The sequence below is a fragment of the Bradyrhizobium jicamae genome (genome assembly GCF_018130215.1).
In the GTDB taxonomy this organism is placed as follows: Bacteria; Pseudomonadota; Alphaproteobacteria; order Rhizobiales; family Xanthobacteraceae; genus Bradyrhizobium; species Bradyrhizobium jicamae_A.
Genome location: NZ_JAFCKQ010000013.1, coordinates 87,095 through 106,868 on the forward strand (window position 1 = coordinate 87,095; position 19,774 = coordinate 106,868).

The window sequence follows — 19,774 nt, forward strand, 5'->3', positions numbered from 1 at the left end:
GCAATGAGGAGCGGTTTCGGATTTCGCCACGCTCGATCCGGGCTGCGGGCCCAGGCCCGTCATGCGTCACGCCGTCGTTGGGTCTTCGGCGAGATGCCGCGCCAGCGCGATGGCCAGCGGACAGATCGCGAGCGCGGTTGCTGCGGTTGCCGCGGTTGCGAGCGAGGGACCGAGGGCATCACCAAGCAGGCCATACAACACTGGCGCGATCGCGCCCGATCCGATGGTTCCCGTGTAGAACAGGGCGAAAGCGCGTTCGGTCTGATGCGGTGGGGTGAGCTCGGGCACTGTTCCGTAGAGTACGGATGATGTGCCGTTGAGCATCACGCCGAGCAGCGGCAACAGCACGACTGCAGGCGTCAGCGGGAGCACAAGCACGGCGAGGATCAGCGCCGCCGTTCCGCCTTCGGTGAGCAGCACGGTGCGCAGCGTGCCGACGCGCTCGCCGAGCCAGCCGCATGTGAACTTGCCGGCCGCACCGCCAATGAAGACCAGCGCCAGCGCGAAGCCGCTGGTCGGCAGCGACGCTCCCTTGTCGCGCAGCAGGAACGGCAGGAAGGTGAGAAATCCCATCCTGACCGCGGTGTCGAGAATTCCGATCGCAAGCAGCCAGTGAAAGCCGCCTGCGCGGGCGCCCGCATGCGGCGAAGCGGCAGTCGACTTGCTCGCGCGTCCCTTGCCGAGGGACGGCATCCATAGCGCGACGCAGCCGGCAACGAGCACGCCGGCGAAAGCCAGCAGCAGCAGCGTGTGCCGCCACGACATGATCACGAGCAGGATCGAGGTCAGCGCGGGAATCGCGGCCTTTCCGAGATCGCCGCTGAAATTATAGATGCCGAGCGGCCCGCGCGCTGCCTTGCCATAGGCGCGCGAGACGGCGGCAGATGCGATCGGGTGCTGGGTGCTCGAGCCCGCGCCTGACAGCGCCAGCGCCGACGCCAGCCCCAGGATGCCGCCGGACAGTCCGGCGAGCAGATAGCCGAGCGCGGACAGTGCCGTGCCGAGCATCAGGATGAGCTTGCCGTCGACCCGCTCGGCGATCCGGCCGACCGGGATCTGCAGCCCGGCCATGGCGCCTGCATAGAGCCCGCGCAGCAAAGCGAGCAGCCCGTAGCTCAAGGCGAACTCGGCCTGCCAGACCGGCAGCAGCACGTAGATCAGGTCGGTGTAGCCATCGTGGAGCGCGTGGTTCAGGCCGGCGACCGCCAGCGTGCGGGCAGCCGGGGCGCGCTCGGTGCGGGACGTTTCGGTGATTGCGGTCTGGTTCATTGCCGGCGTCCACTGCCAGGAAATCTAAAGGACGGATTGTGGCGCATCGGGTGCCTGTGTCTGAAAACAGAGCAAGGATAATTATTTGCGGTCACTATGCGCTTCGCAGGGTGTTGTCACAAATCAGTAATATTCGGATCATGAGTTAGAAAATCTGATATGAGGGGGCATGTTCGTCCCACGTCGCAGCCTTCCGCCGCTCAACGCGGTCCGCGCCTTCGAGGCCGCCGCGCGGCTCGGCAGCTTCAAGGAAGCCGCCGCCGAGCTCAGCGTGACCCATGGCGCGGTCAGTCAGCAGATCCGGCTGCTGGAGGAGTGGCTGGGGGCGCCAGCTCTGTTTCGCAGATCGGTGCGACGGGTGGTGCTCACGCCGGCTGGCGCGGCGCTGCTGGCCGAGGTGGCGCCGGCGCTCGATCGCATCTCGGCTGCCGTGCAGCAGCATCGCGAGCGCCGCGGCGATGCGGCGGTGGCCGTGCTGCGCGTCAACGCGCTCGCGACGTTCAGCCTGCGCTGGCTGCTGCCGCGGATGGGCCGGTTTCGTGCCGAGCATCCCGACATCGAGGTGCGCCTGAGCACCTCGAACGACCCGGTCGACGCTCTGCCTGATCCGTTCGACGTCGTGATCCGTGGCGGTCCGGATACCTTCCACGGCTTCTCATCGCGCTTCCTGCTGTCCGAGCGGCGGTTGCCGGTGTGCAGCCCGTCGCTGCTCGGGCAATTGCCGCTGGCCGATGTGGCCGACTTGTCGCGTCACACGTTGCTGCATGTCACGTCGATGCCGCGGCTGTGGCGCGACTGGCTCGCCGAGGCCGGTCAATCGGCGCTCGAGCCCGCGGCGTCGCTGACCTTCGATCATTTCTACCTGACGATCCAGGCCGCGCTCGATGGTCTCGGCGTCGCGATGGGGCCGACGGCGTTGATCGCGGACGACCTCGCGGCCGGGCGCCTGGTGACACCGTTTCCGCAAGTCAGCCTGCCGGCGCGGAGCTATTTCGCGTATTTTCCCGCCGGCCGCAGCAACGATCCGCACAGCGCGGTGTTCTGCGACTGGCTCGAGCAGCAGGGCCGGACGACAGGCTGAAAAGCGATCACGCCGCCGACGGATCGTCGCCGTCGATCTCCTGCGGCAGCTCGATCACGACGCGGCCGCCGGCGAGGTCGACCGTTGGCACCACGGCGTTGGTGAAAGGCAGCAGCATGGTCGCGCCCTGCGGCGGGGCGATCTCGATGATGTCGCCGGCGCCGAAATTGTGGATCGCGATCACCTTGCCGAGCGGCTGCTCCGCCGCGGTCACAGCAGCGAGCCCGATCAGGTCGGCATGGTAGTATTCGTCGTCGTCGGTCTCGGGCAGCCGCTCGCGCGGAACGTAGAGCTCGAGGCCGTTGAGCCGTTCGGCGTCATCGCGGGTAGCGACGCCTTTCAGCGTCACCACCAGATGATCCTTGGCCTCGCGCAGATGCGTGACCTCGAACCGGCGCGTGCCGTCCTTGGTCATCAGCGGGCCGTAATCCCTCACGGCCAGCGGGTCTTCGGTGAAGGTCCAAAGCCTGACGGCGCCGCGCACGCCGTGCGCAGCGCCGATGCGGGCGACACAGACCGGTGCGGTCACCGCCGTCGCCGTTCGATTTAAGCCTTGGCGGCGGCTTCGGCCTGCGCCTTGCGCTCCTTGCGCGGCACGGCCTTCTCGGGGTTGTTGCGCTTCTCGCGCTTCACGACGCCGGCGGCGTCGAGGAAGCGGGTCACGCGGTCCGACGGCTGTGCGCCCTTGGCGAGCCAGGCCTTCACCTTGTCCATGTCGAGCTTCAGGCGTGCCTCGCTGTCCTTCGGCAGCAGCGGGTTGAAGTGGCCGAGACGCTCGATGAAGCGGCCATCGCGCGGGAAGCGCGAGTCGGCGACGACGACGTGATAGACCGGACGCTTCTTGGTGCCTGCGCGCGCGAGGCGGATAACAACGGACATTCAGTTCTCCTTCGAAAGACGGTGTGTTCGGTTGATTGGTATTCCGCGCCGCGCCGGATGCTGGTGATCCGTCGCGACGAATTCCTCATTTCTTCTTGCCCGGGAAGCCGCCGAGGCCAGGCAGCATCGGCTTGCCGCTAAGCCCGGTCAGACCCGGTACGTTCGGCAGGCCTCCGCGCAGGCTGGCGGGAAGATCCTTCGGCAGGTTGGGCAGGCCGCCGCCGGCGCCGCCCTGCATCTTCTCGGCCAGCGCCTTCATCTCCTCCGGAGAGGGCGGCTTCATGCCGCCGCCAAAGCCCATCGCCTGTGCGATGCCGGCGAGCGGACCGCGCTTGCCCGAGCCCATGGCCTTCATCATGTCGGCCATGTTCCGGTGCATCTTCAGGAGCTTGTTGATCTGCTCGACGTTCTGGCCGGCGCCGGCCGCGATGCGCTTCTTGCGGCTCGCCTTCAGGATGTCCGGGTTCTTGCGCTCCTGGCGCGTCATCGAGTCGATGATCGCGACCTGGCGCTTGATGATCCTGTCGTCGATGCCGGCCGCGGCGATCTGGTTCTTCATCTTGGAAATGCCGGGCATCATGCCCATCAGGCCGCCGATGCCGCCCATGTTCGCCATCTGCTGCAGCTGTTCGCGCATGTCGTTGAGGTCGAACTGGCCCTTGCGCATCCGCTCGGCGGTGCGCGCGGCCTTTTCGGCGTCGATATTCGCGGCGGCCTTCTCGACCAGCGAGACCACGTCGCCCATGCCGAGGATGCGGCCGGCGATGCGGCTCGGATGGAAATCCTCCAGCGCATCGGTCTTTTCGCCGGTGCCGATCAGCTTGATCGGCTTGCCGGTGACCGCGCGCATCGACAGCGCGGCACCGCCGCGGCCATCGCCGTCCACCCTCGTCAGCACGATGCCGGTGAGGCCGACGCGCTGGTCGAACGCGCGGGCGAGGTTGACCGCGTCCTGACCGGTGAGGCTGTCCGCGACCAGCAGCACTTCGTGCGGATTGGCGGCGGCTTTGATCTCGGCCGCCTCCTTCATCATCTCTTCGTCGAGCGTGGTGCGGCCGGCGGTGTCGAGCAGCACGACGTCGTAGCCGCCAAGCTTGCCGGCCTCCAGTGCGCGCCTCGCGATCTGCGGCGGCATCTGGCCGGCGACGATCGGCAGCGTCGGGATGTCGAGGTCGCGGCCGAGCACCGCGAGCTGTTCCATCGCCGCCGGGCGGTAGACGTCGAGCGAGGCCATCAGCACCTTGCGCTTGTCGCGCTGGACCAGGCGCCGCGCCAGCTTCGCGGTGGTGGTGGTCTTGCCGGAGCCCTGTAGGCCGACCATCATGATCGGAACCGGAGGCACCGTGTTGATGTCGATGGTCTGGCCGTCGGAGCCGAGCGTGGCGACGAGCTCGTCATGGACGATCTTCACCACCATCTGGCCCGGCGTGACCGATTTCACGACAGTGGCGCCGATCGCCTGCTCGCGGACCCGGTCCGTGAAGCTGCGGACCACCTCGAGCGCGACGTCGGCCTCGAGCAGCGCGCGGCGCACCTCGCGCATCGCGGCATCGACGTCCTTTTCGGTCAGCGCACCGCGCCCCGTCAGACGATCGAGAATGCCACCAAGCCGTTCCGACAGATTGTCGAACAATGCCGTTGTCCTTTGCCTGAAGCAGGCGCCAAGTTCACGTCGTCGCCCGCGGGTGATGACGACATAGTCTGCCTTGGCACCGTGCCAAGACGATGGTCCAAACACTTTCGCGCCCGAGGGCGCATCGCGCTGTCGGGCGTTGACCTCCGGCCTCGAAGGGCCGGTCGGCGGGTCGAAAAGACGGATCTTTCCGAGAAAGTGGCGGCGTTAAACGCTGCCGGGGATCGGAAGTCAAGGAAAGATTGACCGCTTTCGACCGGAGTTAGACATTAAGCTACTGAAATTGCATTATTTTCCCGCAATTGTTCCGAATTGGCCCGCACCACCCATATAGACGAAGCCTTCCGCCCGGCCATTGGGAACCTGCTTGCCCGTCACCCGCCGCCGACTCCTCGCTAGCCTGACCGGAATTGCCGCGGCGATCGGCGTCCCGTCGATCTGGATGTCATCCATGAAAACCTATGACGGCCCCGTCTCCGACCATTTCGACGGCCTGCACTTCTTTGACCCGGACGGATCGCCGCCGAAGTCGCTCGGCGAGGTGCTGCGCTGGCAGTTCGGCGGCGGCCGGCAGCGTTTCGTCTGGCCGGAATGGGTGCCGAGCCCCCATGCCGATACGCCGCCGCCGCGTGTCGACGGCGCCAGGGTGCGGCTCTCTTTCGTCGGTCACGCCAGCTGGCTGATCCAGGCCGCAGGCCTCAACATCCTCGTCGATCCGGTCTGGTCGATGCGGGCCTCGCCATTCAGCTTCGCGGGGCCGAAGCGGCACAACGATCCCGGAATCGCTTTCGAGAAATTGCCAGGGATCGACGTCGTGCTGGTGTCGCACGGCCATTACGACCATCTCGACGTCGCGACGCTGTCGAAGCTCGCGGCGACGTTCGGCCCTCGCGTGGTCACGCCGCTCGGCAACGACATCACGATGCGCGAGGCGGATGCCGCGATCAAGGCCGAGGCGTTCGACTGGCATCAGCGCGTCGAACTCGGCAACGGCATTGCCGCGACTCTGGTGCCGACGCGGCACTGGTCGGCCCGCGGGCTGTTCGACCGAAACAAGGCGCTGTGGGCGAGTTTCGTGCTGGAGACGCCGGCCGGCAAGCTCTACATCGTCTGCGATTCCGGCTATGGCGACGGCCGGCATTTCCGCCGCGTCGCCGAGGCACATGGTCCGCTGCGGCTCGCGATCCTGCCGATCGGCGCCTATGAGCCGCGCTGGTTCATGCGCGACCAGCACATGAATCCGGAGGACGCGGTGAAGGCGCTCGCCGATTGCGGCGCCGCCCAGGCACTGGCGCATCATCACGGCACGTTCCAGCTGACCGACGAGGCGATCGACGCGCCGGCGATTGCACTTGGCGAAGCGCTCGACGCCGCAAAGCTGCCGCGCGAGCAATTCGTGACGCTGAAGCCCGGGCAGGTGTTCGAGATTTAACTGTCGATGCGTTGAGTAGCCGGATGAAGCGCAGCGCAATCCGGGGCCACCCATTCCGTGGAAGGGCCTTCCCGGATTTCGCTCCGCTCCAACCGGGCTACGCTTGCCAAGGCTGTCGTCACGGCTTTCGCCGGGACGCCAATCTTTACTTCTCCTTGATCGCCCAGGACACGTTCACGGTGACCGAGAGCGTTTCCTCGCCCTGTGCCACAGGCGTCGGCGCAGCGAAGCCGGCCGTGGCCATCTTGGCGTGGAACATCGGCGCCGGAGCCGCGCCGAACTCCGAAATGCTCAAGGGGGCACCGATCGTGACGCCGGCGGCCCTGGCATAGATCTCGGCCTTGCGGCGGGCGTCGGCGATCGCCTTCTCGCGTGCGTCGTCCAGCAGTTTCGAGGCCTGCGACACCGAGAAACTGATCCCGCCGATGTCATTGGCGCCGGCACCGACCAGCACATCGATGGTGGCGGCGACCTTGCTGACGTCGTGCAGCTTGATCGTGACGCGGTTGCTGGCGTGATAGCCGACGATGCCGGGCGGTGTCGTCGGTGACGATGCGGGGCGGTTGGCGTATTGCGGCTGAAGCGACAATCGTGACGTCTGAAAATCCTTCTCCGCGATTCCTGCGCCCTTCAGCGCGGCCAGCACCTTGCCCATCGTTGCATTGTTGGCGTCGGCGGCTTCGCGCGCGGTCTTGGCGTCGGTGGTGACACCGGCGTCGAGTTGCGCCTCGTCGGGCGGCGCCGAGATCGTCGCAGTGCCGGTGACCGAAATCGCGGGCGGGAAGTCGTTATCGGCGAGCGCAGGCGCAGCGAGCAGGGTGGTTGCGAGGAGAGCGGCAGCGAAGGAAAGGCCAGGGGGAAGGCCAAGAGAAAGGCCGAGAGAAAGGCCGAGAGAAGGGCGATGAGTCATCCGGCTCACTTCAGGGGTACGTAGACGTTGATCACAAGCTTGTCTTCGGCGGTCTTCAGGGGATCGGTGATATATTCCTCGATGAAGGTGTCCTTGGCTTCGAGCTTCTTGTCGTCGAGGTGATTGGTGATCGCCTCATAGGTGTTGTCCATGTTGTCGTAGGAGCCGCGATGGACGAATTTCAGCGCCTTGCCGTCGGGCGAATTGCCCATGCTCATGCCCTTGCCCAGGTTCTTCACGTCCTGGTCAACCGGCATTTCGGCGATGAAGGTGAAGCCGGTGTCGTCGGTCGAGGTGTAGACGATCATTGGATTGCCGGTCGCCTTGACGCCCTGCTTGTCGAGCAGCGCGGAGAGTTGCTTGAGGGCCTCGATCAGGGCGTCGAAGGCCGAATCCCAATTGGCCGTGCCCTTCAGCATGACGACCTTCTTCGGCTCCAGCGTGAACGGCTCGCCGAACGGATCGGCGGTCTGCACGGGCGCGGCCGGCGCAGGTGTCTGGGACGCGGCCGGGCTGTCGGCCGGTGATTTGGTCTCGGCCGGCGGCGGAACCGGGGTCGCGGTCGCCGACGGCGCGGGGGCGGGCGCCGGGCTCACGGCCGGCGCCGGGGTGGGCGAGGCTGCGGGCGACTGGGCCGGCGCCGGGCTCGCAAGCATGATCGCAGCCAATGGGAGCAGCGCGACCATGGCCGCGCGGAACGTGCTGATTCGGTTCATTCGGTATTCTCCATCCCCATCCTCGCGCGGCCGCGCGATCTGTCCCGGTGCACGGTCCGCAAGGTGCGATATTCCTAACACGCGAGTTCTGCTTTCGTCCCATGACAGATGCGTCATGGGCCCATCCGTACTGGCCAATCAGCCACCACTCGCCATATAAGCGGGCAGAAATTGGGAAAATCGATGAGCGCTCTCGCCAACCACGCATTCGCGAAGATGAACGGCATCGGCAACGAGATCGTCGTCGTCGACCTGCGCGATTCCATGGGGAATCTGGCGGCGCAGGTGACGGCGGAGGACGCGCGCGCGGTGGCCTCGCCCGCCGGCGTGCCCTACGACCAACTGATGGTGTTGCAGCCGCCGCGGCTCCAGGGCACCGAGGCGTTCATCAAGATCTACAACAGTGACGGCTCGGAAGCCGGTGCCTGCGGTAATGGCATGCGCTGCGTGGTGCGGCGGGTGTTCGAGCGGACCGGCCAGAGCGCAGTGACGTTCGAGACCCGCGCCGGCCTGCTCAATTGCTGGCAGGGTCCGGCACCCGATCTCTACACCGTCGACATGGGCGCGCCGAAGTTCGGCTGGCAGGATATCCCGCTGGCCGAGGAGTTTCGCGACACCCGCTACATCGAGCTGCAGGTCGGGCCGATCGACAATCCCGTGCTGCATTCGCCGTCGGTGGTTTCGATGGGCAACCCGCATGCGATCTTCTGGGTCGATGACGTCAACGCCTACGACCTCGAACGTTTCGGGCCGTTACTTGAGAACCATCCGATCTTCCCGGAGCGGGCCAACATCACGCTCGCCCATATCGTCGACCGCGACCACATCACGATGCGCACCTGGGAGCGCGGCGCGGGCCTGACCAGGGCTTGCGGCTCGGCAGCCTGCGCCACCGCGGTGGCCGCGGCGCGGCTGAAGCGCACCAACCGGATCGTCGAGATGACACTGCCCGGCGGCAAGCTCGGCATCGAATGGCGCGAGCGCGACGATCACGTGCTGATGACCGGCACCGCCGAGTTCGAATACGAGGGCCGGTTCGATCCGGCCCTGTTTGCCAGCGTCGCCTGATCGCGATGGGCGTCGACGTCGTCACATTCGGCTGCCGCCTCAACGCCTTCGAATCCGAGGTGATCCGGCGCGAGGCGGAGCAGGCGGGGCTTGGCGATGCCATCGTCATCAACAGCTGCGCGGTCACCAACGAGGCGGTGGCGCAGGCGCGGCAGTCGATCCGCAGGCTGAAGCGCGAGCGCCCCGCGGCGCGCATCGTCGTCACCGGCTGCGCCGCGCAGACCCAGGCCGGGATGTTCGCCGACATGGCCGAGGTCGACCGCGTCGTCGGCAACGACGAGAAAATGCGCGGCGAAGCCTGGCGTGCAGCGCGCCTGGCGTTGGACGAATCGTTCGGTGTTGCGCGGAGCGAGAAGATCGCGGTCGCCGACATCATGGCGGTGACCGAAATGGCGCCGCATTTGCTCGATGGGTTCGAGCGTGGCCTGCCGCGGGTGTTCGTGCAGGTGCAGAACGGCTGCGACCATCGCTGCACGTTCTGCATCATCCCGTATGGCCGCGGCAATTCGCGCTCGGTACCGATGGGCGCGGTGGTCGACCAGGTCCGTGCGCTGGTGGAGCGAGGCCATGCTGAGATCGTGCTGACCGGCGTCGATCTCACGAGCTACGGTGCCGACCTGCCTGCTGCACCGAAGCTCGGCCAGCTGGTGCGGCAGATCCTGCGGCATGTGCCGGAGCTGAAGCGGCTGCGCATCTCGTCGATCGATTCGATCGAGGCCGACCGCGACCTGCTCGACATCATCGGCAGCGATGCCAGGCTGATGCCGCATCTGCATCTGTCGTTGCAATCCGGCGACGACATGGTTCTCAAGCGGATGAAGCGCCGGCATTCGCGCAAGGATGCGATCGGCTTCTGCGCCCAGGTGCGCCGGCTCCGGCCGGACGTCGCCCTTGGCGCCGATATCATTGCGGGCTTTCCGACCGAGACCGAGGAGATGTTCTGGCGCTCGCTCGACCTGGTCGAGGAATGCGATCTCACCTTCCTGCACGTCTTTCCCTATTCGAAACGCCCGGGAACGCCCGCGGCGCGGATGCCGCAGGTCGAGGGCGGCGTGATCAAGGAACGGGCGAGGCGCTTGCGCGCTGCCGGCGACGCCGCACTGCAACGGCGGCTTGCAACCGAGGTTGGCGCGACGCGCGAGGTGCTGATCGAAAGCAACAGGCAGGGGCGTACCGAGCATTTCCTGCCTGTTTCGATCGAGGGTGAAGTCCCGGGCATGGTGCGTCGGCTCACCATGGTCGGTCATGACGGCGCACGTCTCACCACGTGAGTGCGGTGACTTGTGGAGAGCACAAAGCCTGAGCTGATCTAGTGGTTTCGGCGCGACCACCATGTCCGGACCATACCAACACCAAGGGGAATTGCCGCTGGAGGTCGCTCGACGCTTCGACGACATTCGTTCACCGGAGGGATCATGCTGCGCTTCGTCGCAAGTCTGACGCTTTTGATTTCCTTGATTTCCTTTCATGCGGCCGCGGCACAGGACAAGGCGCCGAGTGCTTTTCCGCAGCCCTTTGTCGGGGGCTCCACAACGCCGCCGACCGATCTGCCGTCCGGGATCGGCAATTATTGCATCTACGAGAACCTGATCTACTCGATCGGCTCGCCCATCTGCATCGGCCAGACGAGCTACGTTTGTGTTCCTTCGACAAACGAAAACGAGTTCGGTCAGCGGGGATATTGGACATCAAGACCAGCTGATCCGAAACTGATCGCGCCGGTGTGCCAGTAGACCGGCTCACATTGAATGTTCTTCGGCGCAGTGGTCACCCGAAGGTGTTCCCGGCGTGTCTCGACTCATTTCGCAACTCCTCGTTGGCTGCGGTCTGGTTCTTCACGGGCGTCGGGACGCGCGACACAACACTTCGATGCTTCGGCAAGCTGCGTAGCAGCTTGCCGTGGGGCGGTACCGGGCTGGATAGGGCGCACGGCGAAGCGCAGCCGTGCTTTATGCAGCCAGGCTCAGGCGACGACCAGATCAGGCACCAGGACCTTACCCTTGGTCTCGGGCCCGTAGAAAGCCGCTGCGGTCCAGGCGACGCAACCGATCCATGTGCCGGCAATCATCGGCATGGCCAATCCCGTGCCGAAATGTTCAGCGACAAACGTTAGCACCAGCGGCACGAAGCCGCCGAAAATGGCCCCCTGGTGGTAGCAGAACGCAGCTGCGGTCGCCCGAATCTCGGTCGGGAAGCGCTCGTTCAAGTAGGGCACCATCTGCCCATGCATGCCGCCGCCGGCGCACATTCCCTGCGCGATGAAACCCAACGCGATCCATAGAAAATCGGAGGAGAGCAGGTAGAGCGGTGCGAGCGGAAGAGCGATCAGCGCAGGAATGATGATCGCCGCGCGCCGGCCGAAGCGGTCGGACCACCAACCCCAGCCGCACGTCGAAAGGAACACGCCGAGATTGCCGAAGAAGATCGGGGTCGCGACCTGCCCTGGGGCGAGGTGCAACTCCTTCTGCAGATACGTCGCAAACAGCGCGTTGACGGAGTAATAGGCGACGAAGCCGCCGGCAAGCCAAACGCAGGCCGTCAAGGTGTTGGCGAGAACGCCACGTTTGAAGATGGAGACGAGGGGAGCACGAACCTCGCGTTGCTCGACGCGCTGGCGGCGCCTGTTCTCGAGCCAAATGGGCGGCTCCTTGACGTATTTGCGGACATAGAGAACTGATAGCGCGGGGAGGACGCCGACCCACAGCATGCCGCGCCAGCCGATATAGCTGTAGAACAGGCCATAGACCGCACTCGACAGCATGAAGCCCAGGCCCCACGAGCCTTGCAGGACGCCGCCCATGAAGCCCCGCGAACGTACCGGCCAGGTCTCCATCGCCAACGCCGCGCCGGCCGGCCATTCTGCGCCCATGCCGATGCCAAGCAGCGCGCGGAAAATGAAGAGATAGGTGAATGTTGGCGAGAAGCCGGCTGCAAAATTGCTCAGCGAATACCAGAGGATCGAGATCATCAGCGGGATCTTGCGACCGATGCGGTCGGCGAGCCAGCCCGCCCCCACGGCGCCGACCAGCCTGAGCCACAATGTCACCGACAGCACAAACGCGACTTCAGTCAACGGAACGTGGAATTCCTGCGAGATGGGCACCATGATCAGCAAAAACATCGTGAAGTCGAACGCGTCGAGGGTCCAGCCGAGCCAGGCTGCAATCCACGCCAGCCATTGATCCTTGGTGGGCTCTTTCCACCAGGGGCGTTCCGGAGAGGAATCAATTTTCAATGAGGAATTGAGTGTGCCAGACATGGGATGCTCCATTTGTTGGCCTGCTCAAAAGAAATTGCGGCCGCTGGGAAAGCGGCACGCATACGAACAAGGATGAAAATGCGAGTGGAGCGCCAAAAGAGGCGGCAATCTCCAGGGAGATCATGCCTGCCGACGGCAGCAGCCCTGCCCAACGAATGAACGGGGATTTTCGGCACGTCCCCGCTTGCGACCGTCAGACTTGATGCGACAGCTTAGTCCTCACCGACGGGCGTAGCAAAGAGTAAGGATTGCTGTCGGCTTTCCAATGCCGCCTGCCTTTCCCTGCAGGCCCGCTTGTCGTCCGGTTGCTGCCAGGCCACGCGCTGCAACAAGCCGGCGAGCCGCATCACGATCTTGGCGAACACGTGCGGCAAATTAACCCGACGGGCAAGATTCGGCTTCGCGCTTGACCCAAATCAGATGTTCAATTCCGCCCGTCTCACCCGCCTGAGGGGCGCGTCGCGATCGTCACGAGTGTTGCGGTGGGATGCGGTGGACGCCGAATGCGTGGCTGACGAGCATGCATGAGGCGGACGGCGAAGTCGTGCAGGCCTGACGCCCTAGTGGCAGGTGTCTCGTCGCAAGATGCGGAAAGCGTCTTCGCGAGGACGGTGACAAAAAAGCCCAGTCTCGCCGGGGCGAGCACGTATAAGCCGTAACCCATCGCGCAGGGAAAGCCGGAGTGTTTCCGGTTTCACCTGTGGTCCTACCCCCGAGCTACCTTTGTTGCTCGGGGCCCATGGGTGCGATCGGCACCCGGCTTTCCCTGCGCCCTCTAATCAAGAGAGGGCGAAACGAGATGCAAAGCTCGGGCAAATCATGTCGCGAGAATGCCGCATCACATCCTCGCTGCTGTTTGACATTTGAATCAGAACCCGCCCCGTCATTGCGAACCAAGCGATCTGTCGTCAGTGACCGCGCCCGCCGGTATGCGGCGGCTGGGTCGATCGGACCTGCCAGAATCGAAGCAAGCGATCGGCGTTGTCGCGCGTCAGCTTGACGAACTGGCTCTTCGCCTTGGCGAGTTCGGCCGGGCCCATCGCTCCGGTCGAATAGCGGCATTCCATCACCGCGGCGGTGGTCTCCCAGCTCAACCCCGCGGCCCGGCAGGGCACGAGCAGGCCCTCGCTGCGCAGGCTTTGCATCAGGGGCCGGATCACCTCGATGCTGGAATGTGCGAGATGCGCCAGCGCGACGACGGTCTCTTCGTATTTTCGCTGGCGGGCGAAGCCGAGCAGCATGGCCTCGTTGAGCTCGCCGCTGTCCTTCAGCTTTGCGACATGGCGCCTGGCGGCCGTGAAGTCGCGCACCCGCGACATGTCGCGCTCCACACCGGCGGCGACTGCCGCGATCGCGTGTCGGATCTCCTCGAACAAGTGCGCCGGCGCGCGTTCCAGCAGCCGGCTGCGCACCTCCTCGGTGGCCTCGTGGAGCAGCTGCAGGCGAAGCTCGGACGGCAGGTCTGCGCGAACTCCGGTTTCGACAGCGAGGTCCGGATCCGATTCGGCCTGGGCAAGGATGATCACGTATCCACCCGTCGACACCTTGGCGCCGGGATTGTTGACCACGCGACGACTCACGCTGGCAAAGCGCCGCGCCAGCAGCGCATCGGTGACCGCCTCTTTCAGCCACCAGCGGCCGGCCACGGCGAGCAAATGCTGCTCGCTCTTGGTTTTGGCGATCTCGACCAGGTCTTCCGTGCTCAGGCGCGAGGATTCCTGCAGGATCGGCCGCGCGACCCTGACCTCGTCATGCCTTGCAAGGTGGCGGACGATCGCGGGCGGCGCCTGGGCGATCGGTGCCAGTTGCTCGCTGATCTCGGCAAGCGCCATCCTGGCGCTGATGTCGCCGAGCGCGCGGAGCTCGATGGTCTTGACCAGTCGCGCGAGCACGTTGTCGAACAGCTCGACCTGCTCGCTGTTGAAGTTGCCGGCGGAGGCGAGGAAGAGGTCGGTGACGCGCCTGGCGGTTGCCACGCATTTCTCGGTCGAGCCGAGGCCGATCGCTGCGTCGACCTCGTCGACAATCGCTTGCCCAGCATGAAGCATTGCTCGTCCTGAGCCCGTCCCGATCGCTTGTTCTAAGCCGGGTTGCAGGTCTATCCGATCGGGCTGAATGTTCCGTAAAGGAGATGAGTGTCCGTAATTTTCCGGATACCGCTACTCGCCATTCCAGCCGCAGGCGCGCAGCCGCTCCTGCATGTGGGCTGGTGCCGGCGCAACGACGCGCACCGGCTGCTTGTTTCTGGAGATCGGGATACCGATCTCGCGCGAGTGGAGGTGCAGGATCGGCTCGCCGAAGCGCGGGCCGTTGCCATAGATGTTGTCGCCGACGATCGGCCAGCCGGCCGCGGCGGAATGCACGCGAAGCTGATGGGTCCGCCCGGTGACCGGCTCCATCGCAAGCCAGGCGAGACCTTGCGCGCGTCCGAGCACCTTCCAGTTGGTGACGGCCTTCTGCCCTTCCGGGTCCGGCTTTTGCCACCAGCCGCGCTCGGCGTTGAGGCGGCCGAGCGGCATGTCGATGGTGCCCTCGTCCGCGGCCGGTCCGCCCTCGACGACGGTCCAGTAGGTCTTCGAGATCTTGCCGTGCTTGAACAGCAGTCCCAGCGAAGCGGTCGCCTTGCGGTGGCGGCCGAGCACCAGGCAGCCGGAGGTGTCCTTGTCCAGCCGATGCGCCAGCACCGGCGGCCGCGGCAGGCCGAACCGCAAGGCATCGAACGATGCCTCGAGATTGGGCCCGCCCTTCGGGCCGCGATGCACCGGCAGTCCGGCGGGCTTGTCGACGACCAGCATCAGCCCGTCGCGGTGGAGCACCCGAGCCTGGATTTCATCCGCGGTCAAAGGGGGAACATCGATCAATTCGTCGAGACTTTCGTTTGTTGGGGGAAACGGCTAACACACCGGCGCCATGAACGATACCACTGCGGGAACTCCAAAACTGAGCTGGTGGCAGCGGCTGAAGGGCGGCCTGAAGCGGACCTCCGGTGCGCTCGGGACTGCGGTCGCCGATCTCGTCATCAGACGCAAGCTCGATCGCGCCATGCTCGATGACATCGAGGATGTGCTGCTGCGCGCCGATCTCGGCACCGAGGTCGCGGTGCGCATCGCCGACGCGGTCGGCAAGGGCCGCTACGACAAGGCGATCTCCGCCGACGAGGTCAAGGAGGTGGTCGCGACCGAGGTCGAGAAGGTGCTCTCCCCGGTGGCGAAGCCGCTCGAGATCGATGTATCGAAGAAGCCGTTCGTCATCCTCGTCGTCGGCGTCAACGGCTCGGGCAAGACCACGACGATCGGCAAGCTTGCGGCGAAATTCTCCGCCGAGGGCCGCAAGGTGATGCTTGCCGCCGGCGACACGTTCCGCGCCGCGGCGATCGAGCAGCTCAAGGTCTGGGGCGAGCGCACCGGGTCGCCGGTGATTGCGGGCGCGCAGGGCTCGGATTCCGCGAGCCTTGCCTTCAGCGCGCTGACCGCGGCGAAGGAGCAGCAGCGCGACGTGCTGCTGATCGATACCGCCGGCCGCTTGCAGAACAAGTCCGAACTGATGAACGAACTCGAAAAGGTCGTGCGCGTCATCCGCAAGGTCGACGCGTCGGCGCCGCATGCGGTGCTGCTCGTGCTCGACGCCACGGTCGGACAGAATGCGCTGTCGCAGGTCGAGGCGTTTCATCGTACGGCCGGCGTCACCGGCCTCGTCATGACCAAGCTCGACGGCACCGCGCGCGGCGGCATCCTGGTCGCGCTGTCGGAGAAGCACAAACTGCCGGTGCATTTCATTGGCGTCGGTGAAGGCGTCGAGGATCTCGCGCCATTCACGGCGAAGGATTTTGCCAAGGCAATTGCTGGAATTGAGGGCTGATGGACAAGACGCAACCGCATCCGCTGTTCAAGCTGGCGACCGAGGTCGGGCCGCTGCTCGTGTTCTTCATCGCCAATGCGAAATACCATCTGTTCGTGGCGACCGGTGCGTTCATGGTCGCGATCGTGGCGGCGATCATCGCGTCATACGTGGTGACGAAGCATGTCCCGATCATGGCGCTGGTGACGGGTGCGATCGTGCTGGTGTTCGGCACGTTGACGCTGGTGCTGCACGACGAGACCTTCATCAAGGTCAAGCCGACCATCATCTACGGCCTGTTCGCGGCGGTGCTCGGCGGCGGGCTGCTGTTCGGTCGCTCCTTCATTGCCATCATGTTCGACCAGATGTTCAACCTGACGCCGCAGGGCTGGCGCATCCTCACCCTGCGCTGGGCGCTGTTCTTTGCAGGGATGGCGATCCTGAACGAAATCGTCTGGCGGACGCAGACCACGGATTTCTGGGTGAACTTCAAGGTGTTCGGCGTGACGCCGATCACTATGGTCTTCGCCATCGCCCAGATGCCGCTGACCAAGCGCTATCACCTCGAGCCGATGTCGCTGGAGACCAGCGAGGCCGAAGCCGGCGACGTGCGGAATCACTAGCTCCCGGTCGCGAGCGCCTTCTCGATCTCGGCCTTGAGCACCGTGGTGACGTTGTCAGGCGTCACCGGGCCGACCAGCTTGTAGACGATCTTGCCCTCGCGCCCGACCACGAAAGTCTCGGGCACGCCATAGACGCCCCATTCGATCGAGGCGCGGCCGTTGCCGTCGACGCCGACGATGCCGAACGGATTGCCATAGCGGCCGAGGAAGCGCCGCGCATTGTCGGGCGAGTCCTTGTAGTTGATGCCGATGATCTGGAAGCGCTTGTCCGTGCCGAGGTCCGTCAACAGCGGCGCCTCGTCGTGGCAGGGCACGCACCATGACGCCCAGACATTGACCACGCTGACCTTGCCCTTGAACACGGCAGGGTCGAGCCCCGGCACCTGCGTGCCGTCCTTCACGAGCCCTTCCAGCGCGGGGAGGGGCGTCTGCGGCGCCGGCCGGCCGATCAGCGCGGATGGAATTCTGGACGGGTCGCCGCCATAGAGCCGCAGCAGGAACAGGCCTGCGAGCCCGAGGAAGACGATCAGCGGCAGCGCCAGCAGCCAGCGGCGGCCCTGCGGCGGTTGACTTGTCGCCTGCTCGCTCATCGGACGTCCACCGTGCTTCGGCCGGAGCGGCGCGTCACGCCGCTGGCCTCGAGTTCCTGCAGCCGCGCCTGCTGCCGGCGGTAGTCGGCGATGATCCAGACGATCAGCAGTACCACGACGGCGGCAACCAGCGCGTAGGACGTCACGATGAAGGAGGCATAGGGACCGAGCGACATCGCTTCACGCCGCCCCGATTTCGTTTGACGCGTGCCCGTCACGCGAACCGGCGCCCACTTCGCTGGAAAACGCGACCCGGCTGGCCTGCATCATCTGCAGGCTGCGCACGCGGCGGCGCAGGATCTCGTTGCGCATCGCCGCCAGATGCAAAGTGATGAACAGCAGCGAGAAGGCGAGCGCCATCACCAGCAGCGGCCACAGGAACGCCTTGTCGAGCGTCGGTCCACCCATGCGGAAAACGGAGGCCGGCTGGTGCAGCGTGTTCCACCAGTCGACCGAGAATTTGATGATCGGGATGTTGATCGCACCGACCAAGGTGAGGATCGCCGCCGCCCGCGCCGCGCGCGAGGGATCCTCCACCGAGCGCCACAGGGCGATGAGACCGAGATACATCAGGAAAAGGATCAGCACCGAGGTCAGACGCGCGTCCCATTCCCAATAGGTGCCCCACATCGGCCGGCCCCACAGCGAGCCGGTCACCAGCGCAAGGAAGGTGAAGGCGGCGCCGATCGGCGCGGCAGCCTTCGCGGCGACGTCGGCGAGCGGATGGCGCCACACCAGCGTGCCGAGCGCGGCCACGCTCATCACGCCCCAGACGAACATCGACAGCCAGGCATTCGGCACATGGATGAACATGATCTTCACCGTGGCGCCCTGCTGGTAGTCATCGGGCGCCATCGCCGACTGGTACAGCCCGATCGCGAGCAGGACCGTGGTCGCACCGGCCAGCCACGGCAGGATGCGCGTGGTCAGCGCCAGGAACCTGGTTGGATTGGCAAGGTCGGTCAGCGTCATGGCACCCTGATAATCGTCTGACGTGTCGCAGGCAATTGGCCGAAATCCCCTCGTCAAGAATTGATCTGACACGATGTCAGTCCAGCCCGTGCCGGAGGCTCGCGGCTGCGGCAAATGGCCCGATCACGAAGCTGATCAGGGACAATGCGCAGAGGATCGAGAACGGCGTTCCGAACGACAGGGGGCCCGAGATCGCCGCTTGCGACGCCGCCACACCAAAGATCAGCACCGGAATCGACAGCGGCAGCACCAATACCGCCAGCAACAGCCCGCCACGATGCATCGTCACGGCCAATGCCGCGCCGATCATCCCCGTGAAGGTCAGGGCCGGGGTTCCCGCCAGCAGCGTCAGCGCCACCGCGAATGTCGCGGCGCCGTCGAGATTGAGCAGCAGGCCGAGCGCCGGCGTCGCGATGATCAAGGGTAGGCCCGCGGCGAGCCAGTGCGCCAGCGCCTTGGCCGCGCAGGCCAGTTCCAGCGGCGTCCGGCTCATCACGATCAGGTCGAGCGAGCCGTCCTCGTGATCGGCCGTGAACAGGCGATCCAGGGTGAGCAGGCTCGCCAGCAGCGCGCCCAGCCAGAGGATGGCGGGGCCAAGCCGCGACAGCAGGGCCAGGTCCGGCCCGACTGCGAACGGCATCAGCACCGTGACGGTGAGGAAGAACAGTACGCCGATCAGCGCCCCGCCGCCGACGCGGAGCGCGATCCTGACGTCGCGGCGGATCAAGGCGGCAAGCGCGCTCATTTGGCGCCCTCCATTCGGAGGTTGCGCGTTTCGATCCCGAGCGGCAGATGGGTGGCCGCGACAATGATGCCGCCGCCGCCGAGATGGTCGCGCATCAGCCGTACGAACAGGTCCTGGCCGGCCGCGTCCAGTGCCGAGGTCGGCTCGTCCAGCAGCCAGACCGGCCGCCGCACCGAGAGCAGACGTGCGATCGACAGGCGGCGGCGTTGGCCGGCGGAGAGATAGGCCGCCGGCAGATGCGCGGCATGATCCAGTGCCACGGACGCCAGGCACTGCCCCGCGTCCTCCGGCCTGCCGCCGAGGAATTCCCGCCAGAAGGAAAGATTCTCCAGCACGCTCAATGCCGGCTTCAGCGCGTCGCGATGGCCGAGATAATGCGCCTGTTCAGACAGGCTCAACTCGGCCTCGCCGCCCTCGAGCGCGACCGCCCCGTCTGCAGGGACCAGCAGACCCGCGACCACGCGCAGCAGCGAGGTCTTGCCCGCGCCGTTGGGACCGGTGACGGCCAGCGCCTCGCCGGAGGAGGCCGAAAACTCAAGTCCGGAAAACACCTCGCGGCCGCCGCGCACGCATTTCAGATTTCGCCCCGAGAGCCGCATGCTTCTCCCTGTCACAGCCCTCTGAAACCTTTGGCTACCGCGTGAGAATTTTTGGGTCGCGCGACGCCGTCGCGTGTTCGTCGGTGTGGCGGTGCTTCTAGAAAGATTCTATAAGCCCGGAACTTGATGCAGCACACTATCGGCGGCCGCAAGCCATCCAG

The 19,774-nt window shown here is 65.6% G+C and carries 22 protein-coding genes; 7 read left to right on the top strand and 15 right to left on the bottom strand.

The window, feature by feature from the left end; all coding sequences use genetic code 11:
• Positions 1–66: 66 nt before the first annotated feature.
• Positions 67–1,269, bottom strand: a complete 1,203-nt coding sequence (locus JQ586_RS16850) for an MFS transporter (RefSeq protein ID WP_212395718.1) — start codon at positions 1,267–1,269, stop codon at positions 67–69.
• Positions 1,270–1,438: 169 nt separating this feature from the next.
• Between JQ586_RS16850 and gcvA the strand changes: the two genes are divergently transcribed.
• Positions 1,439–2,350: a transcriptional regulator GcvA gene (gene gcvA / locus JQ586_RS16855; RefSeq protein ID WP_212395719.1), complete on the top strand. Its 912-nt coding sequence runs from the start codon at positions 1,439–1,441 to the stop codon at positions 2,348–2,350.
• A gap of 7 nt (positions 2,351–2,357) precedes the next feature.
• Here gcvA and rimM read toward each other — a convergent pair whose 3' ends face one another.
• The 4 genes from rimM to JQ586_RS40515 all read right to left on the bottom strand — a co-directional run bounded on the left by rimM (position 2,358) and on the right by JQ586_RS40515 (position 5,315).
• Positions 2,358–2,879 carry a ribosome maturation factor RimM gene (rimM, locus tag JQ586_RS16860; protein ID WP_212395720.1) on the bottom strand — a complete coding sequence of 174 codons (522 nt, stop codon included), beginning with the start codon at positions 2,877–2,879 and terminating at the stop codon, positions 2,358–2,360.
• 17 nt (positions 2,880–2,896) lie between these two features.
• Positions 2,897–3,229 (bottom strand): 30S ribosomal protein S16, encoded by a 333-nt coding sequence (rpsP, locus tag JQ586_RS16865; protein ID WP_212395721.1) that lies wholly within the window; start codon positions 3,227–3,229, stop codon positions 2,897–2,899.
• Positions 3,230–3,314: 85 nt separating this feature from the next.
• On the bottom strand, positions 3,315–4,862 hold the full coding sequence (gene ffh / locus JQ586_RS16870) for a signal recognition particle protein (protein WP_212395722.1): 1,548 nt from the start codon (positions 4,860–4,862) through the stop codon (positions 3,315–3,317).
• A gap of 288 nt (positions 4,863–5,150) precedes the next feature.
• Positions 5,151–5,315 carry a hypothetical protein gene (locus JQ586_RS40515; protein WP_249147681.1) on the bottom strand — a complete coding sequence of 55 codons (165 nt, stop codon included), beginning with the start codon at positions 5,313–5,315 and terminating at the stop codon, positions 5,151–5,153.
• On the opposite strand from JQ586_RS40515, the gene JQ586_RS16875 reads away from it, so the two are divergent.
• Positions 5,314–6,294 carry an MBL fold metallo-hydrolase gene (locus JQ586_RS16875; RefSeq protein ID WP_249147682.1) on the top strand — a complete coding sequence of 327 codons (981 nt, stop codon included), beginning with the start codon at positions 5,314–5,316 and terminating at the stop codon, positions 6,292–6,294. The genes JQ586_RS40515 and JQ586_RS16875 overlap by 2 nt on opposite strands.
• 145 nt (positions 6,295–6,439) lie before the next feature.
• Here JQ586_RS16875 and JQ586_RS16880 read toward each other — a convergent pair whose 3' ends face one another.
• Positions 6,440–7,204 carry an SIMPL domain-containing protein gene (locus tag JQ586_RS16880; protein ID WP_212395724.1) on the bottom strand — a complete coding sequence of 255 codons (765 nt, stop codon included), beginning with the start codon at positions 7,202–7,204 and terminating at the stop codon, positions 6,440–6,442.
• A 5-nt stretch (positions 7,205–7,209) separates the two neighbouring features.
• Positions 7,210–7,920 carry a GyrI-like domain-containing protein gene (locus JQ586_RS16885; RefSeq protein ID WP_212395725.1) on the bottom strand — a complete coding sequence of 237 codons (711 nt, stop codon included), beginning with the start codon at positions 7,918–7,920 and terminating at the stop codon, positions 7,210–7,212.
• A gap of 183 nt (positions 7,921–8,103) precedes the next feature.
• On the opposite strand from JQ586_RS16885, the gene dapF reads away from it, so the two are divergent.
• The 3 genes from dapF (at position 8,104) to JQ586_RS16900 (ending at position 10,721) form a co-directional block, all read left to right on the top strand.
• Positions 8,104–8,988: a diaminopimelate epimerase gene (gene dapF / locus JQ586_RS16890; RefSeq protein WP_212395726.1), complete on the top strand. Its 885-nt coding sequence runs from the start codon at positions 8,104–8,106 to the stop codon at positions 8,986–8,988.
• Positions 8,989–8,993: 5 nt separating this feature from the next.
• Positions 8,994–10,259 (top strand): tRNA (N(6)-L-threonylcarbamoyladenosine(37)-C(2))-methylthiotransferase MtaB, encoded by a 1,266-nt coding sequence (gene mtaB / locus JQ586_RS16895; RefSeq protein ID WP_212395727.1) that lies wholly within the window; start codon positions 8,994–8,996, stop codon positions 10,257–10,259.
• Between the two features lie 144 nt (positions 10,260–10,403).
• Positions 10,404–10,721: a hypothetical protein gene (locus tag JQ586_RS16900; RefSeq protein WP_212395728.1), complete on the top strand. Its 318-nt coding sequence runs from the start codon at positions 10,404–10,406 to the stop codon at positions 10,719–10,721.
• Between the two features lie 230 nt (positions 10,722–10,951).
• On the opposite strand, the gene JQ586_RS16905 is transcribed toward JQ586_RS16900, so the two are convergent.
• From JQ586_RS16905 to JQ586_RS16915, 3 genes are all read right to left on the bottom strand, one after another.
• Positions 10,952–12,247: an MFS transporter gene (locus tag JQ586_RS16905; protein WP_212395729.1), complete on the bottom strand. Its 1,296-nt coding sequence runs from the start codon at positions 12,245–12,247 to the stop codon at positions 10,952–10,954.
• Positions 12,248–13,155: 908 nt separating this feature from the next.
• Entirely contained in the window at positions 13,156–14,295 is a 1,140-nt protein-coding gene (locus JQ586_RS16910) for a DUF2336 domain-containing protein (RefSeq protein WP_212395730.1), read from the bottom strand.
• 111 nt (positions 14,296–14,406) lie between these two features.
• Positions 14,407–15,108, bottom strand: a complete 702-nt coding sequence (locus tag JQ586_RS16915; RefSeq protein ID WP_212395731.1) for an RluA family pseudouridine synthase — start codon at positions 15,106–15,108, stop codon at positions 14,407–14,409.
• A gap of 49 nt (positions 15,109–15,157) precedes the next feature.
• On the opposite strand from JQ586_RS16915, the gene ftsY reads away from it, so the two are divergent.
• Both ftsY and JQ586_RS16925 read left to right on the top strand, forming a co-directional pair.
• Complete coding sequence (gene ftsY / locus JQ586_RS16920) at positions 15,158–16,105, top strand: signal recognition particle-docking protein FtsY (protein WP_212395732.1); 948 nt, start codon at positions 15,158–15,160, stop codon at positions 16,103–16,105.
• Entirely contained in the window at positions 16,105–16,707 is a 603-nt protein-coding gene (locus JQ586_RS16925) for a septation protein A (protein WP_212395733.1), read from the top strand. The genes ftsY and JQ586_RS16925 overlap by 1 nt, the downstream gene beginning before the upstream one ends.
• On the opposite strand, the gene JQ586_RS16930 is transcribed toward JQ586_RS16925, so the two are convergent.
• The 5 genes from JQ586_RS16930 to ccmA all read right to left on the bottom strand — a co-directional run bounded on the left by JQ586_RS16930 (position 16,704) and on the right by ccmA (position 19,613).
• A complete protein-coding gene (locus JQ586_RS16930) occupies positions 16,704–17,297 on the bottom strand; it encodes a DsbE family thiol:disulfide interchange protein (protein ID WP_212395734.1) in 594 nt (197 codons plus the stop codon). The two genes, JQ586_RS16925 and JQ586_RS16930, sit on opposite strands and share 4 nt — an antisense overlap.
• Entirely contained in the window at positions 17,294–17,473 is a 180-nt protein-coding gene (gene ccmD, locus JQ586_RS16935; RefSeq protein WP_212395735.1) for a heme exporter protein CcmD, read from the bottom strand. The genes JQ586_RS16930 and ccmD overlap by 4 nt, the downstream gene beginning before the upstream one ends.
• A 4-nt stretch (positions 17,474–17,477) precedes the next feature.
• Positions 17,478–18,269, bottom strand: a complete 792-nt coding sequence (locus JQ586_RS16940; protein ID WP_212395736.1) for a heme ABC transporter permease — start codon at positions 18,267–18,269, stop codon at positions 17,478–17,480.
• Between the two features lie 76 nt (positions 18,270–18,345).
• A complete protein-coding gene (ccmB, locus tag JQ586_RS16945) occupies positions 18,346–19,014 on the bottom strand; it encodes a heme exporter protein CcmB (protein WP_212395737.1) in 669 nt (222 codons plus the stop codon).
• A complete protein-coding gene (gene ccmA, locus JQ586_RS16950) occupies positions 19,011–19,613 on the bottom strand; it encodes a heme ABC exporter ATP-binding protein CcmA (RefSeq protein WP_212395738.1) in 603 nt (200 codons plus the stop codon). The genes ccmB and ccmA overlap by 4 nt, the downstream gene beginning before the upstream one ends.
• Positions 19,614–19,774 lie beyond the last annotated feature (161 nt).

Excerpts from the sequence above, each read along its gene's own strand:
- mtaB (WP_212395727.1), top strand. The coding sequence starts at position 8,994 with ATGGGCGTCGACGTCGTCACATTCGGCTGCCGCCTCAACGCCTTCGAA.
- JQ586_RS16880 (WP_212395724.1), bottom strand. The coding sequence starts at position 7,204 with ATGACTCATCGCCCTTCTCTCGGCCTTTCTCTCGGCCTTTCTCTTGGC.
- ccmD (WP_212395735.1), bottom strand. The coding sequence starts at position 17,473 with ATGTCGCTCGGTCCCTATGCCTCCTTCATCGTGACGTCCTACGCGCTG.
- JQ586_RS16905 (WP_212395729.1), bottom strand. The coding sequence starts at position 12,247 with ATGTCTGGCACACTCAATTCCTCATTGAAAATTGATTCCTCTCCGGAA.
- JQ586_RS16940 (WP_212395736.1), bottom strand. The coding sequence starts at position 18,269 with ATGACGCTGACCGACCTTGCCAATCCAACCAGGTTCCTGGCGCTGACC.
- JQ586_RS16875 (WP_249147682.1), top strand. The coding sequence starts at position 5,314 with ATGAAAACCTATGACGGCCCCGTCTCCGACCATTTCGACGGCCTGCAC.
- JQ586_RS16900 (WP_212395728.1), top strand. The coding sequence starts at position 10,404 with ATGCTGCGCTTCGTCGCAAGTCTGACGCTTTTGATTTCCTTGATTTCC.
- JQ586_RS16850 (WP_212395718.1), bottom strand. The coding sequence starts at position 1,269 with ATGAACCAGACCGCAATCACCGAAACGTCCCGCACCGAGCGCGCCCCG.
- ccmB (WP_212395737.1), bottom strand. The coding sequence starts at position 19,014 with ATGAGCGCGCTTGCCGCCTTGATCCGCCGCGACGTCAGGATCGCGCTC.
- gcvA (WP_212395719.1), top strand. The coding sequence starts at position 1,439 with ATGTTCGTCCCACGTCGCAGCCTTCCGCCGCTCAACGCGGTCCGCGCC.
- JQ586_RS40515 (WP_249147681.1), bottom strand. The coding sequence starts at position 5,315 with ATGGATGACATCCAGATCGACGGGACGCCGATCGCCGCGGCAATTCCG.
- JQ586_RS16885 (WP_212395725.1), bottom strand. The coding sequence starts at position 7,920 with ATGAACCGAATCAGCACGTTCCGCGCGGCCATGGTCGCGCTGCTCCCA.
- JQ586_RS16910 (WP_212395730.1), bottom strand. The coding sequence starts at position 14,295 with ATGCTTCATGCTGGGCAAGCGATTGTCGACGAGGTCGACGCAGCGATC.
- ccmA (WP_212395738.1), bottom strand. The coding sequence starts at position 19,613 with ATGCGGCTCTCGGGGCGAAATCTGAAATGCGTGCGCGGCGGCCGCGAG.
- ftsY (WP_212395732.1), top strand. The coding sequence starts at position 15,158 with ATGAACGATACCACTGCGGGAACTCCAAAACTGAGCTGGTGGCAGCGG.
- JQ586_RS16925 (WP_212395733.1), top strand. The coding sequence starts at position 16,105 with ATGGACAAGACGCAACCGCATCCGCTGTTCAAGCTGGCGACCGAGGTC.
- rpsP (WP_212395721.1), bottom strand. The coding sequence starts at position 3,229 with ATGTCCGTTGTTATCCGCCTCGCGCGCGCAGGCACCAAGAAGCGTCCG.
- dapF (WP_212395726.1), top strand. The coding sequence starts at position 8,104 with ATGAGCGCTCTCGCCAACCACGCATTCGCGAAGATGAACGGCATCGGC.
- JQ586_RS16930 (WP_212395734.1), bottom strand. The coding sequence starts at position 17,297 with ATGAGCGAGCAGGCGACAAGTCAACCGCCGCAGGGCCGCCGCTGGCTG.